We start from the raw sequence: 15,132 nt of genomic DNA on the forward strand, positions 1-15,132 counted from the left end.
CGCCAATGGGTTCTCCGCTCTATCAGAAAGTCATCGACACGATCGTCGCGCGAATCGCCGCGGGCGAACTGCTCCCCGGAGGAATGCTGCCAAGCGAGACCCAGCTGGCGGGCGAAACCGGCGTTTCGCAGGGAACCGCGCGCAAGGCGCTGATGATGCTGGAACAGCATGGCATCCTCCGCCGTGAACAGGGCCGCGGCACCTTCGTCACGGCGCGGACACCGGACAGTTCGCTTTTCAATTTCTTTCGCCTGCGCGAGCGGAACGGAGAGGTGATCCGGCCCGAACTGATCGACGAACGGCTTTGCCAGCGGCCCGCGACCGATATCGAGCGGGCGACATTGCAGGGCGCCCCCCAGACTGTGATCGAGATCAACCGTGTGCGCAGCCTGCAAGGCGTCGCCAGCGCGATCGAAACCGCCGTCGTGCCAGCGGACCTGTTTTCCGGGATCGAACGCCGCGCGCCTTTGCCAAGCGCGCTCTACGTCCTTTATCAGCAGGCCTATGGCTGCATCGTGCTGCATGCCGACGAGACCATCGTCGCCATTGCCGCCGGTCCTGAAGAGGCGAAAATCCTGGAGATCGGAGAAGGCACGCCGCTTCTGCAGGTGGAGCGGCTGGCCCGTGACATTCTTGGCCGCACGATAGAACGGCGGCACAGCATCTATCGCACGGACAGGCTGGGCTACATGGTGACGCTGGATTGACGGTCACGCGCGATCTTTATGCGTCCGGGCCAGCCCGCTCAGACGCGCCATCCTTCCAGCGCGCCAACGAATGCCGAAAGCCAGGCATTCGTCTGATGCCCGTCTAGAACGCGGTGATCTATGGTCAGCGAAACATAGGCCATGGGCCGGATCTGGATCGAGTCGGCACCGTCCACCTCGCGCACGACCACCCGCTTTTCCAGCTTGCCGACACCGAGGATCGCCGATTGAGGCTGGTTGATGATGATCGGCGCGGCGAATAGCGAACCGGAAACCCCGTGATTCGAGATGGTGAAGGTGCCGCCCTTCATCTCTGCCGCAGCCAGCTTGCCCTCGCGGGCGCGGGCGGTCAGATCGTGGAGCCGCGCCGCGATCCCCCTGAGCGACAGGGCCTGGGCCTGCCGGATCACCGGAACGACCAGCCCCTTGTCGCCCAAAGCCGTGCCGATGCCGATATTGACATCGCGGAAGATCTCCAGCCGGTCCTCATGCCACCTGCTGTTGACGGCAGGCACCGCCGCCATCGCCGCGACACAGGCATGAACGATATAGGCGGTATAGCTGAGCGGGACGCCGTCAGCCGCGATTGCCTGTTTATGGGCGGCGCGATGCGCCATGATCGGACCGAAATCGGCCTCGAAAACGGCAGTGACCTGCGGAGCCTGCGTAACCGATGCCAGCATGTTCTCGGCGATGCGCAGCCGCATGCGGTCATGCGGCACAAAGGTCGAACCCCGTTCACCGCTGGCCTGTGCGGGCATATCGGCAGGGGACGTGATGCCGGGCGTTTCCGTGGGCGGGGTCGTCCCCTCGATGGCGGCGCGGCGCACATCGTCGCGGGTCAGGCGGCCATCCCTGCCGGTTCCGGTAATGCCTGCCGGATCCAGCCCCGTCTCGGCAAGCGCCTTGCGGACCGCGGGGGAATGCCGCGTCTCTCCCTTTTGCCGGATACTAGGGGCGGATGTATTGCCGGTGGCCACCCGCGCAACCTGCTCCTCCACCGCCTCCGGCGCGTCGCCCGTATCGTTTACGGCACCCGCATCGATCCGGGCGAGGATTTCTCCGGGATGCGCCTCCGCCCCCGGCTTCAGGAGGATCTCGCGCAGGATCCCGGCGACAGGCGCGGGCACTTCCATCGTCACCTTGTCGGTCTCCAGCTCGACCAGCGGGTCGCCCTCGGCCACCCGCTGGCCGGGCTTTGCATACCAGTCGAGCACTTTCGCCTCGGTCCCTTCCTGCTCCAGCGGAACGATCACGTCGTGCATGGCTCAGAACCCCTTCAACTCGTCGATTTTCGCGGCGATGCGCCCGACCGAAGGAACCGCATGGTTCAGCAGCACCGGGCTGTGCGGCGAGGGGATGTCCGGCATGGTCAGGCGCGCAACCGGAGCGTCGAGATCCATGAAGGCCTCGTCCGCGACACGGGCCGCAATCTCGGCCCCGAAACCGGCAGTCCGCAGATCCTCGTGCACGATCAGGCAGCGCCCGGTCCGGCGAACCGAGTCCAGCACCGTCCCGGCATCCCAGGGCATCAGCGTGCGCAGGTCGATCACCTCGGCATCGCGCCCCTCGGCGGCCTCTTCACAGCGGGGCACCATGGCGCCCCAGGTGACGATGGTCAGCGCCCCTCCCGTGCGGGTAATCCTGGCCCGGCCAAAGGGCAGCGCATAGGCATCCCCCGGCCATGGCCGCCGCGCCCACGGCAAATCCAGCATCGCCCGGTGCTCGAAGAAGATCACCGGGTCATTGCCGCGAAGCGCCGTGCGCAACAGCCCGACGGCATCCTCGGCATTCGAGGGCACGGCGACCTTCCAGCCGGGATTGTGAAGGAACGCCACCTCGTTGGTCTGGCTGTGCCACGGATCGCCGCATTTGAAGAAACCGCCGGGCATGCGCAGCACCATGGGCGCGGCAAAGGCGTTGGCGGTGCGCCAGCGCATCGTGCCGCAATCGTTGATCTGCTCGGTCGCGGGCTCCGCATATTTGCGGAACTGGATCTCGGGCACCGGCATCAGCCCGGCCACGGCCATGCCGACGGCGCGGCCGACGATTCCCTCCTCGGACAGGCTGGTGTCGAAAACCCGGTCGGTCCCGTATTTCTCCTGCAAGCCAAGCGTCACCGCATGCACGCCGCCCTTGGGGCCGATATCCTCGCCGAACAGGACCACACGCTCGTTCAGGGCCATCTCCTGATCCAGCACCCGGCGGATCGCCGTCACCATGTTAAGCCGCTGCCCCTGCGGCTCGGGCTTATCGGTGGTTTCGGGCGGGACAAAGCCATGGATATGCTGACCGCCCATCCGCTGCATCTCACCCTCGAAAAACACGTGCCGCGTCATCGTTTCGGGATCCGGGGTGGCGCGCGCCTCTGCCGCCTCGCGCGCGGCTTCGGCCCGCGCCCGCGCTGCTTCGACCAGACCTGTCCACTCGCCCGCTTCGATATGGGCGGGGACGAGATGGGATTTCAGCTTGTTCCACGGATCGCGGGCATGTTCGGCGGCAATGACCTCGTCGGATTTATATGCCTGCGTGTCCTGGAAACTGTGACCCTGCAGGCGCGGAACGGTCAGCCGCAGCAGGGCGGGAGTGCGGGTGCCACGGACATGGGAGACGGCCTCGGCTGTTAGATGGGCGGCGGTGGCGGGATCGGTCCCGTCGCCCGAAAAGACCGTCAATCCTGACCACGCAGCAAGATTCGAGGCAATATCCCCGCCGGGGGTGTTGAAGGAGGACGGAACCGAGATGCCGAAGCCGTTATCCTCGATATAGAACAGCATCGGTAGGGCCTGCGTGGTGGCGATCGTCAGCGCCGACCAGAAGCCGTTGGTCGCGACCGAACCGTCTCCGCCCAGGGCCACGGCGATAGAGCTGCCGTGATCCCCGGACCCCATGCGCCGGGCATAATAGTCAAGCGCCTGCGCCCAACCGGCGGTTGGTGTGAACTGTGCCCCCACGCCGCCGCACATGGGCAGCGCCGTCGCGCCCTCCGGATTGGGATGGTTGAAGACCACGCCGATATCGCGGCCATCGGAATACCCTCCGGCCCGGCCCATCGACGAGGCCAGCGCCTCGGCCGGATCGACCCCGAGCGACAGAAGGATCGGGCGCGAGCGGTAATAGCCGCAGATCGCGTCATGCCGCCCGGTCAGTTGCTGGCCCAGCAGGATCTGCGCCATATCGTGGCCGCGGGCCGAGAATTGGTAAAGCACCTTCCTTTCCGGGACGAGCCGCTCTTCCTCCATCGCGTCGAGCGCGCGGGACAAGGCCATCGTGGAAAGGGTCCGGGACCAGTCAATGCCCGGATCGGGTGCGTTATGACGGATGTTCCGGACGATATTCCGAGTCATCGAACTCCTCCTCTCAGCTGCGTTTCCGCAGCGGCCCCCGCTCCGGCCGCACACGGCGTGGTTGACCCATTCACAGTATACACCATCGCGGCCGATATGATTTGACCAGAATATCCGGAAGTGATTATGAATATGATGAAAACTATTCGAGAAAATTCGATTCATGAATGATACATTTCAGCTTGATGATCTGGACCGGCGGATCCTGACCATACTTCAAAAAGACGGGTCACAGGGCACGAACGCCCTTGCGGAACATGTGAACGCCTCGGCCAGTTCGTGCTGGCGCCGCATCCGCGCGCTGGAAGAGGCGGGGGTGCTGGGTTCGAATGTCCGATTGGTCAATCCGGCGGCGATCGGCCGGGCGCTGGACGTGTTCTGCCATGTCAGGATGAAGTCGCAGGGGGCCGGGGCCCGGGCGAGCTTCCAGCAGGCGCTGGAGGCCGAGCCGACCATACTCGAGGCCTACACGATCTCGGGCGAGTGGGACTACCTGCTTCACCTGATCGTTCACGACATGCAGGATTACGAGCGCATCCTGATGGGGCATGTGCTGGATCACGACAGCGTGGCGGCCACATCCAGCATCTTCGTGCTGCGGCGGGTGAAACATACCACCGCCCTGCCGGTCTGACATCAAAGCGACGAACCCGCAGGCAGAGAGCGTGCGAGGGCTTCCGGCCCGGCGCGATGGATTCCTGGCAATTCCCGAACCGGCGGCAATTCCGCCTGATCCGGAAACCGCTCAGGTCCCGCGCGGCTTGGCACGCATCGTGGGAGCGGCCTCGGTCGGATCCTCCGGCCAAGGGTGACGGGGATAGCGGCCACGCATGTCCTTGCGGACATCGCCATAGGAGGACGCCCAGAAACCGGGCAGGTCCGTCGTTACCTGCACGGGCTTCCCTCCCGGCGACAGGAGCGAGATGCGCAGCGGGCGTCCGCCCACCACCGGATGACGGGTCACGCCAAAGAGTTCCTGCAGGCGCAGCTCGATCGAAGGCGTCTCGTGGTCGTAATCGATCGGTATCTTGCGGCCAAGCGGGGTGATGAAATGCCCCGGCACCTCTGTGGCAAGGCGTTGCTGACCGTCCCAGCCTATCCGCACCTTCAGGGGTTCGGTCAGATCCAGTGCGCGCAGATCGGCCAGAGTCCTGCACCGCCCCAGCCATGGCAGCAGCCAATCCCCATCGGCCAGCAGGCTGGCATCATCCACCGGCCCCAACCCCTCGACCAGTGCGATACGGGCGCGCAGGCGGGCGGCGGCGGGAGTCCATGGCAAGCCGTCCTGCCGCAACCCCTCCAGCGCCGCGCACGCCACGGCATCCTCCGGCGCGTCCTTCCAGATCCGGTCCGACAGCACCAGCGCCCCGAAACGCTCTTGCCGACGGGCCAATACGCGGGCCTCGCGCCGGGACCATTCGCAGATCGCGACCTCTTCGATCTGCCCACCGTAAAGCGCCCGCAATTCGGCCCCGTCCAGCGCGGCGGCCATGCGAATCCGCGCCTCGCGCTGATCGCCGTCCAGATCCACCGCCACCATCAGGTTTTGTCCGGCAAGGGTATCGCCCTCTTCCAGCACCGCCCCCTTGCCCCCCGACAGCACGAAGCGCGGCGCCTCGCCCTTGCGGCGCAGTCCTATCCGGTCGGGATAGGCCAATGCGGCCATCGCTCCCGCCGTCATCACCTCGGATTCGGGAACCAGTTTCCGAAGCCGCCGCGCCTCCTCGCGGATGCGCTGCAATCCGGGGCGATTCAGGTCATGGGGGTAGCGGTCCGAAAATGCCTTGGAGTCGCGGATCGCCGCCAGCCGCAGCGCCAGGTCCGAGGGCGCGCCGCGCAGGGGATCGCGATCCGACAAAAGCGCCGCCAGATCCGCCGCTCCGCGCCCGGCTCGCAGCAGCATATGCGCCAGCCTCGGATGCAGGGGCAGCCGGGCCAGCGCCTTGCCATGGCCGGTAATCCGCCCTGCCCGGTCCAGCGCCCCGAGTTCCGTCAGCAACGTCCGCGCCTCGGCCAAGGCCGCTTCGGGCGGCGGCGTCAGAAAGGCCAGATCGGAGGGCTCCGCCCCCCAAGCGGCCAGTTCCAGCGCCAAACCGGCCAGATCGGCGACCATGATCTCGGGCGGGGCGAAGGCGGGCAGTGCCCCCTCCTCGGCCCGCGCCCACATGCGATAGCAGATCCCCGGAGCCACGCGCCCCGCGCGCCCCCGGCGCTGGTCCGCCTCGGCGCGGCTGACACGCTCGGTCACCAGCCGGGACATGCCGCTGCCGGGATCGAAACGCGCCCGCCGCGCCCGGCCGGCATCCACCACCACCCGCACCTCGGGGATGGTTAGCGAGGTCTCGGCAATCGCCGTCGCCAGCACGATCCGCCGCCTGCCCCCCGGCGGGGCAAGCGCCGCCCGCTGCGCCCTGGCATCCAGCGCCCCGTAAAGCGGCAGCACCTCGCAGCCCGTTGTCCCCAGCATGCCGGACACACGCCGGATCTCTCCCTCTCCCGGCAGGAAGGCGAGGACCGTGCCGCCAGTCTCGCGCGTCTCCTCTTCGGCCCGCAGGATCAGCCGCGCCGCCTCGTCGGCCAGCCGCACCCGCGCAGGCAAGGGCCGCTCCAGCCAGCGGGTTTCGACCTCGAAGGCCCGCCCTTCGGATCGCAGCACCGGCGCATCGTCCAATAGCGCCGCGACCGGTTCGGCCTCCAGCGTGGCCGACATCACCAGCACCGCCAGATCCTCGCGCAGCGCGCCCCGCGCCTCCCAGACCAGCGCAAGGCCCAGATCGGCGTTCAGGCTGCGTTCGTGAAACTCATCGAAGATCACGCAGCCGATACCCTCCAGCGACGGATCCGACTGAATCATCCGGGTCAGGATTCCCTCGGTGACGACCTCGATCCGGCTGCCCGGCACCGCCTCACCCCGGATGCGGTAGCCGACCTGACCGCCGGGTTCCTCTCCCAATCCCGAGGCCAGCCGTTCCGCCGCCGCCCGTGCAGCCAGCCGCCGCGGCTCCAGCATCACGATCTTGCCAAGGGTCTGGTCCATCAGGGCCAATGGCACCCGCGTCGTCTTGCCCGCCCCCGGCGGCGCGACCAGCACCGCCCGGCCATGCGCGGACATGGCACGGCACAGGGCGGGAATTGCATCGTCTATGGGCAACTTTTCAAGCATTTGCGGCGTTATGACAGAAGCGCGAATGACGCGAAAGACGGTCGCGACCTATGCAAAGCCGCATGGCCGACATATCTTCCGGTAAAACGGGGCAAGGATAACGGGCGGAATGGGAATCGGCAGTGATCTGATGCGCGGGCTCGGCTTTGGCGATCCGGTGATCCGCTTGGGCGTCACCGGCCTGTCGCGGGCGGGCAAGACAGTGTTCATCACCTCGCTGGTGGCGAACCTGATGGATCGCGGGCGGATGCATGCCCTGCGCGCCGCCGCCGATGGCAGCCTCAAGACCGCGTGGCTGCAGCCCCAGCCCGACGACACCGTGCCGCGTTTCGATTTCGAGCGTCATCTCGCTGCGCTGACCGGCCCTGACCCGCATTGGCCCGACAGCACGCGCCATGTCAGCCAGCTTCGCCTGTCGCTGCGGATCGAGCCACGGGGGCTCTTTTCCGGCTTGCGCGGACCGCAGACCGTGCATCTGGATATCGTCGATTACCCGGGTGAGTGGCTGCTGGACCTGCGGCTGATGGAGAAGGATTTCGGGGACTGGTCCGCCGAAGTCCTCTCGCGGATCGATGGCCGCCCCGGCGCGGGGGAATATCTGGATGCGCTATCCGGCCTCGATCCCGTCGACCGGCTCGACGAGCCGACCGCGCAGCGCCTTGCCGAAGCCTATACCGCCCATCTTCAAGCCGCGCGCGCGGCGGGCTGGTCCGACTGCACCCCCGGCCGCTTCCTGATCCCCGGCGAACTGGCGGGCTCTCCGGCACTGACATTCGCGCCCCTGCCCGAGGGTTTGCAGGGCGGCAAGCTTTACAAGGAGTTCCGGCGCCGCTTCGATGCCTACAAATCCCGGGTGGTCAAGCCCTTCTTCCGCGATCATTTCGCCCGGATCGACCGGCAGGTGGTGCTGGTCGATGTGCTGGGGGCAATTCACCAGGGTCCGCAGGCGGTCGAGGATATGCGCCGCGCGATGGCCGATATCCTGACCGCCTTCCGCCCCGGACGCGCGGGATGGCTGGCGCAGCTGCTTGGCACGCGGCGGGTCGAACGGATCCTGTTTGCCGCGACCAAGGCCGATCATCTGCATCATATTCAGCATAACCGGCTGACCGCGATCCTGTCGGCCACGCTGCGCGAGGCCCGCGACCGCGCCGATTTCTCGGGCGCGCGGACCGAGGCCATGGCCATCGCCGCCCTGCGCGCCACGACCGAGGACGTGATCCGGCAGGAGGGCGAGGAATTGCCCGCCGTGCGTGGGCGGCTGACCGACGGGCGGCAGGCGGCATTCTATCCCGGCGAATTGCCCTCCGACCCGTCGCAATTGCTGAACCCGGCCCGCGACGGGGCAAGGGACTGGCTGGATGCCGATTATGCCGTGATGAATTTCGCCCCCGCACCGATGACCCGCCGTCCCGGGGACGGTCCGCCCCATATCCGGCTGGACCGCGCCGCCGAATTCCTGATCGGAGACATGCTGTGAGCGACAATCCCAAGCGCAGCCCCGTGCTGATCGAACTGGAGAGCCCCGCGCCCGCCGATTCCGCGGCCGGCCCCCGGCACGAGACCCGCGACGAGGCGGGCCATGCCCAACCCAACCCCGCCGACGCTCCGCCGATCGGCGACCCGGACGCTCCGCTGCCCCGCCCGCGCACGATGGAGATGGTGACGCGGCTGGTGGGCCGCCCGCCCTCGCCCATGACCCGGTTGTTCATCAATTCCGGCGTGGCGCTGTTCGTGTTCCTGCTGACCATGGCGGCGCTGGATTTCATCGGCGGGCTGCTGGACAGCTATCCGCTGCTTGGCTGGATCGGCATCGGGTTGCTGGGCTTGTTCACGCTGGCCAGTCTTGGGATGGCATGGCGGGAGTACCGCGCATGGGCACGCTTTGCCCGGATCGACGCGATCCAGCGGCAGGCCGGGCAGGCGCTGGCCGAGAACAGCACCGACAAGGCGCGGCGCGTGATCGATCAATTGCTGTCGCTGTATCGCCCGCGCCCTGACCTGAAATGGGGTCATCAGCGCGTGACCGAGGCGCGTGGCGAAGCCTATGACGCCCGCAGTCTGATCACCATGGCCGAGACCGAGCTGATGGCGCAACTGGACCAGGAAGCCCGCCGCGAGATCGAGGCCGCCGCCCGGACCGTAGCCGCCGCCACCGCGCTGATCCCGCTGGCACTGGCCGATGTCGCGGCGGCGCTGGCCGCCAATCTGCGGATGATCCGCCGCATGGCCGAGATTTATGGCGGCCGCGCGGGAACGGTGGGAAGCTGGCGGCTGGCGCGCACCGTGATGACCCATCTGGTCGCCACAGGCGCCGTCGCGGCCGGTGACGACCTGATCCACACCGTTGCCGGCGGCGGTGTGCTTGCCAAGCTGTCGCGCCGTTTCGGCGAAGGCGTGGTCAATGGCGCACTGACCGCCCGCGTCGGCATCGCCGCGATGGAGGTCTGCCGCCCCCTGCCCTTCCTCGCCCAACCCCGTCCCAAGGTCGGCAATCTGGTCGCGCGCGGATTGCGGGGCCTGTTCGGCAGCGATGACGGCGGTCGCTGATCCGGGGGCGGCGCGCCGCTCGGCGAATTTTCTTGCGATCCCGGAGAAAACAGCTTAGACGGGAGGCGCTACGTTATCGCTTCTTCGACCTGTCTCCTTCATCTGGCTTCAGTCTTAGAGTTTGAACTGACAAGGCCGGGTTCGTCGCACTCAAGCGGACGACATTACTATAGGAGATCTCACGATGGCCAACGGCACCGTGAAATGGTTCAACGCCACCAAAGGTTATGGTTTTATCGCACCGGAAAACGGCAAGCGGGACGTGTTCCTGCATATCTCGGCGCTGGAGCGTGCCAATCTGTCCGCTCCCGCTGACGGTCAGGCCGTGACTTTCGACATCGAAACCGGCCGCGACGGACGCGAATCGGCGATCAACGTCGCTTTCGCCTGAGCGCGATCCACGCCCATCGGGCAGGTTTGACGCATGAGCCCTCGCCTTCCGGCGGGGGCTTTTCCCATGCCGGTGGGCAAGGCATGGCTGGCAATCGACATTGCCCCGCATCTGGTTATAAAATCTGACCAGTTTTCAGGCAGCACCGCAGGCCCCATGCCCTTCCAGAAGATCGAAGCCAAGAAACTGTCCGACGCGGTGATCCGCCAGATCGAAGGGCTGATCCTGCAAGGCGTCCTCTCCCCGTCCGAGCGCCTGCCCTCCGAGCGGGACATGGCCGAGGCGATGGGGGTCTCGCGCCCCTCCCTGCGCGAGGCGTTGTCGCGCCTGCAGGAGGACGGGCTGCTGGTCGCGCGCCCCGGCTCGGGCATCTATGTCGCCGAGATCCTGGGTTCGGCCTTTTCGCCCGCGCTTGTGCGGCTGATCGCCCGCCACCCCCGCGCGACCGCCGATTACCTGGCGTTCCGCAAGGATCTGGAGGGGCTGGCAGCCGAACGCGCGGCGCAATCCGCAGGCGATGTCGACCTGCAGGTAATCGACGCAGCCTTCCGCAGGATGCAGGCCGCCCATCTCCGTCCCGACCCGCAAACCGAAGCAACTCTGGACGTGGCCTTTCACATGGCCATCATCGAGGCCAGTCATAATGTCGTCGCGCTGCATATGATGCGATCGATGCAGGAACTGCTGCAAGCAGGGGTATTCCGCAATCGCAGCCGCATCTTCGCCTCGGACGCGGTGCGTGACCGGATATTGTCACAGCATGAGGCGATCAACACCGCCCTGCAAAGCCGCGACGGCACCGCCGCGCGGCGCCGTATCGAAGAACATCTGGATTATGTCGCAGAACAACTGACCATCCAGCAGCGGACCGACGAGCAGGCCGAACTGGCCCGGCTGCGGCTGCGTCATGCCGGTCAGGAAAGCTGATCGGCAGTTGCCTGCAATGACAAAGGCATATCAGCGGGCCAGTTCGGCGGCGACCGCTTCGCGCAGTGCCGGAAGCAGTTCGGCTTCGAACCACGGATTCTTGCGCAACCACGCGGTATTGCGCCAGGAAGGGTGTGGCAGCGGAAAGACTGCGGGCGCATGATCACGCCATCCGCGAACGGTTTCGGTCACGTTGCCCTGCCCCAGATGCCATTTGATCGCGTGGCCGCCGACAAGCAGCGTCAGCCTGGGCCGCAGATACCGCATGACCCGCACCCGCCACGTATTGGCGCAGATCGGCGGCGGCGGCAGATCCGAGCCTTTCGAATCATAGCCCGGGAAACAGAATGCCATCGGCACGATGGCAACCCGGTCACGGTCGTAGAAGGCGGTTTCGTCGATATCCATCCATTGCCGCAGCCTCTCGCCCGAGCGGTCGGTAAAGGGCCGTCCGCTTTCATGCACCCGCATTCCGGGCGCCTGCCCCGCGATCAACAACCCCGGCCCCTTGCGAAACCAGACCACCGGACGCGGTTCATGCCCGGTCGCCGTCGCCGCGAACCGCTCGGCGCAGAGGGTGCAAGCCCTTATTTCACGCGACAGAGACCGCATTCGCTTAATTTAAAACAATTTCGGCATGAAAGAAGCCACATGGTCACGATTTGTCATGTATCCTGCAGGAAACTGGACACTATGTCGGCTGGAACCTATTGTCCGCCGACATCGCCGGTATGGCGATATGCACAGGATGGTGACTGACACCTATGCTGGAATTCGAAAACGTCTCCAAGTCCTTCTGGACCGGACTGCAGCGCAAGGTCATTCTTGACCGGGCCTCGTTTCGCGTGGAGCTTGGGAACTCGCTTGGTATCCTGGCACCCAACGGAACTGGCAAGACAACGCTCATCAACATGATGTGCGGGTTGGAAAAACCGGACGAAGGCTTTATTCGCAAGAACAATTGCCGCGTCTCCTTTCCGCTCGGTTTCATGGGAGGCGTGGTCAACAGGCTTTCCGCGGTCGAGAATTCACGTTATATCGCCCGGATCTACGGCCTCGATCCCGATTATGTCGAGGCTTTCACCCGCTGGCTTGCCGGCATCGACGAATATTTCGACATGCCCGTGGGCACCTATTCCGCCGGGATGCGGCAGCGGTTCAATTTTTCGCTTCTGCTTGCATTGGAATTCGATATTTACCTGATCGACGAAGGGATGCCGCATACCACCGATGTGGAATTCAACCGAAAGGCCGGCGCGGTTCTTTTCGACCGGCTGCGAAGCTCGACCGTGATCATCGTTTCGCATCAGCCCGGAACCATCGAGAAGTTCTGCCGTTCCGCTGCAGTCATGCGCGACGGAAAGTTATACATGTTCGAGACACTTGACGAGGCAAAGCAGTATTATGACTACACCGCCTAAGGCGCGACGATTCCACGCCTCTACCGATGAATCCGTCCGCCGCACCGGCAGCAAGAGCGAAAAAGCTGCACCCAAGGCAAAGCCGAAGGTCCGGGTGGAACTGCGCAAGAAGGACCCCGATCAGGCGGCCCCCGGCAAGGCGCCCCAATCGCCCCCCGAATCCGAGGCGGAAGCGCGCGAACGCTTCATGTTCACCGAGCCCGTGGATGACGGTTTCGGCGATTTTCGCCTGACGGAGAAGCCGGATGAAAAGGCCCCTGAGAAACCGGCAGGCAAAGCCTCCGGGAAAACGGCCGAGGAGGCCGGGGACAAATCCGAGCCCGGCGAGGATCGCGAAGCCAAGCTCAAGGCAATCCGCGAGGAGCGCCTGTCCGAACGCCAGCTTCGCATTGCCCGCCGCATCGCCTCGCTGCACCAGATCAAGGTGGCCTCCGACGAAGAGGCGGTGCTCGAATTGCGCGAACGCGGCATCGATCCGTCGCACCGTGCCGCGTTGAAGCAGATCCTTTCAAGCGAAGGCCACCGCGCCGGAACATCGCCGGCTGCGAACACTCCCGCAATACGCCCTCCCTCCTCTCCCCCTGCGGTCAAGGAGACGCCGGGCCTGCCTTCCCGCGAGGACATGACCGAAGCGCGGCGGGCGGCAGAGATCTATCGCATCCAACAGGAAATGGCGGCCAGGCGCAGGCGCAGGCTGGCCATGCTGGGCGCGCGGGTTCTGGTCTTTGTCATCCTGCCCACGATCCTTGCCGGATGGTATTACTATGCCATCGCCACGCCGCTCTACGCGACCAAGTCGCAGTTCCAGATCCAGACGGCAGAAACCTCCGGCTCGGCCACGAGCGGCGGGCTGTTCGGCAGTTCACCGCTTGCCAACAATACCGATTCGGTCGCGGTTCAGAGTTATCTCACCTCCCGCGCGGCCATGCTCCGCCTGAACGAGGAACTCGGGTTCAAGGACGTCTTCCAGGATCCGGCTCTCGACTCGATCAAGCGCCTGCCGGAGAACGCCACGAACGAGGAAGCCTACGAGGTTTACCGCGATTCGGTGATCATCGGCTATGATCCGACCGAGGGAATGATCAACATGGAGGTGATCGCCCCCGATCCGAAAATCAGCGAGGAGTTCTCCCGGGCATTGATACGCTATGCCGAGGAACAGGTGGACAACATGACGTCCCGTCTGCGCGACGACCAGATGGAGGGTGCCCGGCGGAACTACGAGGATGCCGAGGCCAAGGTGCTGGAAGCCCAGCAACGTGTGCAGGAGGCGCAGACGCAACTGGGCGTTCTGGACCCCCAGGCCGAAAGCTCGGTCGTCATGACCCAGATCACGCAACTTGAAAGCCAGCTCACCGAAAAACGGCTGGAACTGGGGCAATTGCTGACCAATCCAAGACCCGTGCAAAGCCGGGTCGAAGGTGCAAAGGGCGATATCGCGCGGCTGGAACAAATGATCGCGGAGACCAGGAAGCAGCTTACCCAGGATAACGATACGCGCAATTCCCTGGCCCAGATCACGGGTGAATTGCGGATTGCGGAGGGTGAGTTGCTGACCCGGCAGGAATTGCTGGCAAGCGCGGCCGAACAACTGGAAGCCGCCCAGATCGAGGCCAACAAGCAGGTCCGTTACCTTTCGATGTCGGTATCTCCGATCCCGCCGGACGAGGCGACCTATCCGCGGGCGTTTCAGAACACGCTCGTGGCCTTCCTGATTTTCATGGGCATATATCTGATGCTGTCGTTGACAGTATCCATCCTGCGCGAACAGGTATCGACATGACCGAACAACGCCATATCCGCATCGGCGGCCTGACCTGCGGCAACGATCTGCCACTGACCGTCATCGCCGGCCCCTGCCAGCTGGAAAGCCTGGAGCATGCCTTGCATATCGGCGAAACGATGGCCAAAGCCTGCGCCAAAGCCGGCGCCGGCTATATATTCAAGGCAAGCTACGACAAGGCGAACCGGACCTCGCTGCAGGGCCGCCGAGGGGTCGGGATCGAGGACGGGCTGCAAATGCTCGCCACGATCCGCGAAAGGCTGGGCTGCCCCGTCCTGACGGACATACATGACATCCAGCAGGCCACGATGGCGGCAGAGGCGGTGGACGTTCTGCAAATCCCCGCCTTTCTGTCGCGGCAGACCGATCTGTTGCTGGCCGCCGGCCGCTCGGGCGCCGTGATCAACATCAAGAAGGGGCAGTTCCTCGCCCCGTGGGACATGCCCAATGTCGCGGCCAAGGTCGCTTCGACCGGCAATGAAAAGATCCTGCTGACCGAACGCGGCGCGAGCTTTGGCTATAACACCCTGGTCGCGGACATGCGTTCGCTGCCGATCATGGCCCGCACCGGCTATCCCGTGATCATGGACGCCACCCATTCGGTGCAGCAGCCGGGGGGTCAGGGCGGCTCTTCGGGCGGGCAACGCGAATTCGCGCCGGTGATGGCGCGGGCGGCAGTCGCGTTGGGGGTTGCGGGCGTCTTCATCGAAACCCATGAGGATCCCGACAATGCGCCTTCGGACGGGCCGAACATGATCCCGCTGGACCGGATGCCCGCACTGATAGAATCGCTGATGAAATTCGATGCGCTGGCCAAGGCCGATCCGCTTCGGGTCTGACGGC

13 protein-coding genes are annotated in these 15,132 nt (G+C 65.4%); 9 read left to right on the plus strand and 4 right to left on the minus strand.

From position 1 onward, the window contains the following. The first annotated feature begins 5 nt into the window (after positions 1-5). On the plus strand, positions 6-707 hold the full coding sequence (locus C9E81_RS06010; RefSeq protein ID WP_122111407.1) for a GntR family transcriptional regulator: 702 nt from the start codon (positions 6-8) through the stop codon (positions 705-707). A 38-nt stretch (positions 708-745) separates the two neighbouring features. Here the strand turns inward: C9E81_RS06010 and C9E81_RS06015 are convergent, their stop codons facing one another. Both C9E81_RS06015 and C9E81_RS06020 read right to left on the minus strand, forming a co-directional pair. Next, on the minus strand, positions 746-1,972 hold the full coding sequence (locus C9E81_RS06015) for a dihydrolipoamide acetyltransferase family protein (RefSeq protein ID WP_122111408.1): 1,227 nt from the start codon (positions 1,970-1,972) through the stop codon (positions 746-748). A 3-nt stretch (positions 1,973-1,975) separates the two neighbouring features. Then, positions 1,976-4,054 carry a transketolase C-terminal domain-containing protein gene (locus tag C9E81_RS06020; RefSeq protein WP_122111409.1) on the minus strand — a complete coding sequence of 693 codons (2,079 nt, stop codon included), beginning with the start codon at positions 4,052-4,054 and terminating at the stop codon, positions 1,976-1,978. A gap of 163 nt (positions 4,055-4,217) precedes the next feature. Here C9E81_RS06020 and C9E81_RS06025 point away from each other — a divergent pair, with 163 nt between their 5' ends. Then, complete coding sequence (locus C9E81_RS06025; protein WP_122111410.1) at positions 4,218-4,688, plus strand: Lrp/AsnC family transcriptional regulator; 471 nt, start codon at positions 4,218-4,220, stop codon at positions 4,686-4,688. 111 nt (positions 4,689-4,799) lie between these two features. Here C9E81_RS06025 and hrpB read toward each other — a convergent pair whose 3' ends face one another. Next, entirely contained in the window at positions 4,800-7,217 is a 2,418-nt protein-coding gene (gene hrpB / locus C9E81_RS06030; protein WP_122111411.1) for an ATP-dependent helicase HrpB, read from the minus strand. Between the two features lie 109 nt (positions 7,218-7,326). Here hrpB and C9E81_RS06035 point away from each other — a divergent pair, with 109 nt between their 5' ends. The 4 genes from C9E81_RS06035 (at position 7,327) to C9E81_RS06050 (ending at position 11,085) form a co-directional block, all read left to right on the plus strand. After that, a complete protein-coding gene (locus tag C9E81_RS06035) occupies positions 7,327-8,697 on the plus strand; it encodes a YcjX family GTP-binding protein (protein WP_122111412.1) in 1,371 nt (456 codons plus the stop codon). Next, on the plus strand, positions 8,694-9,767 hold the full coding sequence (locus C9E81_RS06040; RefSeq protein ID WP_122111413.1) for a YcjF family protein: 1,074 nt from the start codon (positions 8,694-8,696) through the stop codon (positions 9,765-9,767). Before C9E81_RS06035 ends, C9E81_RS06040 begins: the two co-directional genes overlap by 4 nt. Positions 9,768-9,951: 184 nt before the next feature. Then, on the plus strand, positions 9,952-10,158 hold the full coding sequence (locus C9E81_RS06045; RefSeq protein ID WP_122111414.1) for a cold-shock protein: 207 nt from the start codon (positions 9,952-9,954) through the stop codon (positions 10,156-10,158). 156 nt (positions 10,159-10,314) lie between these two features. Continuing rightward, positions 10,315-11,085, plus strand: a complete 771-nt coding sequence (locus C9E81_RS06050; protein WP_122111822.1) for a FadR/GntR family transcriptional regulator — start codon at positions 10,315-10,317, stop codon at positions 11,083-11,085. Between the two features lie 30 nt (positions 11,086-11,115). On the opposite strand, the gene C9E81_RS06055 is transcribed toward C9E81_RS06050, so the two are convergent. Further along, entirely contained in the window at positions 11,116-11,697 is a 582-nt protein-coding gene (locus C9E81_RS06055) for a uracil-DNA glycosylase family protein (RefSeq protein WP_122111415.1), read from the minus strand. A gap of 152 nt (positions 11,698-11,849) precedes the next feature. Here C9E81_RS06055 and C9E81_RS06060 point away from each other — a divergent pair, with 152 nt between their 5' ends. From C9E81_RS06060 to kdsA, 3 genes are read left to right on the plus strand one after another with little or no spacing between them, the layout of a single operon-like run. After that, a complete protein-coding gene (locus C9E81_RS06060; protein ID WP_122111416.1) occupies positions 11,850-12,506 on the plus strand; it encodes an ABC transporter ATP-binding protein in 657 nt (218 codons plus the stop codon). After that, positions 12,490-14,289 carry a KpsE/RkpR family capsule polysaccharide export protein gene (locus C9E81_RS06065; RefSeq protein ID WP_122111417.1) on the plus strand — a complete coding sequence of 600 codons (1,800 nt, stop codon included), beginning with the start codon at positions 12,490-12,492 and terminating at the stop codon, positions 14,287-14,289. Before C9E81_RS06060 ends, C9E81_RS06065 begins: the two co-directional genes overlap by 17 nt. After that, the gene (gene kdsA / locus C9E81_RS06070; RefSeq protein ID WP_122111418.1) at positions 14,286-15,128 is read left to right on the plus strand and encodes a 3-deoxy-8-phosphooctulonate synthase; all 843 of its coding nucleotides are present in this window, start codon (positions 14,286-14,288) and stop codon (positions 15,126-15,128) included. The genes C9E81_RS06065 and kdsA overlap by 4 nt, the downstream gene beginning before the upstream one ends. The last annotated feature ends 4 nt before the right edge of the window (positions 15,129-15,132 follow it).

It is taken from the genome of Paracoccus alkanivorans (assembly GCF_003697785.1).
Taxonomy (GTDB): domain Bacteria; phylum Pseudomonadota; class Alphaproteobacteria; order Rhodobacterales; family Rhodobacteraceae; genus Paracoccus; species Paracoccus alkanivorans.

Excerpts from the sequence above, each read along its gene's own strand:
- C9E81_RS06010 (WP_122111407.1), top strand. The coding sequence starts at position 6 with ATGGGTTCTCCGCTCTATCAGAAAGTCATCGACACGATCGTCGCGCGA.
- C9E81_RS06015 (WP_122111408.1), bottom strand. The coding sequence starts at position 1,972 with ATGCACGACGTGATCGTTCCGCTGGAGCAGGAAGGGACCGAGGCGAAA.
- C9E81_RS06020 (WP_122111409.1), bottom strand. The coding sequence starts at position 4,054 with ATGACTCGGAATATCGTCCGGAACATCCGTCATAACGCACCCGATCCG.
- C9E81_RS06025 (WP_122111410.1), top strand. The coding sequence starts at position 4,218 with ATGAATGATACATTTCAGCTTGATGATCTGGACCGGCGGATCCTGACC.
- hrpB (WP_122111411.1), bottom strand. The coding sequence starts at position 7,217 with ATGCTTGAAAAGTTGCCCATAGACGATGCAATTCCCGCCCTGTGCCGT.
- C9E81_RS06035 (WP_122111412.1), top strand. The coding sequence starts at position 7,327 with ATGGGAATCGGCAGTGATCTGATGCGCGGGCTCGGCTTTGGCGATCCG.
- C9E81_RS06045 (WP_122111414.1), top strand. The coding sequence starts at position 9,952 with ATGGCCAACGGCACCGTGAAATGGTTCAACGCCACCAAAGGTTATGGT.
- C9E81_RS06050 (WP_122111822.1), top strand. The coding sequence starts at position 10,315 with ATGCCCTTCCAGAAGATCGAAGCCAAGAAACTGTCCGACGCGGTGATC.
- C9E81_RS06055 (WP_122111415.1), bottom strand. The coding sequence starts at position 11,697 with ATGCGGTCTCTGTCGCGTGAAATAAGGGCTTGCACCCTCTGCGCCGAG.
- C9E81_RS06060 (WP_122111416.1), top strand. The coding sequence starts at position 11,850 with ATGCTGGAATTCGAAAACGTCTCCAAGTCCTTCTGGACCGGACTGCAG.
- C9E81_RS06065 (WP_122111417.1), top strand. The coding sequence starts at position 12,490 with ATGACTACACCGCCTAAGGCGCGACGATTCCACGCCTCTACCGATGAA.
- kdsA (WP_122111418.1), top strand. The coding sequence starts at position 14,286 with ATGACCGAACAACGCCATATCCGCATCGGCGGCCTGACCTGCGGCAAC.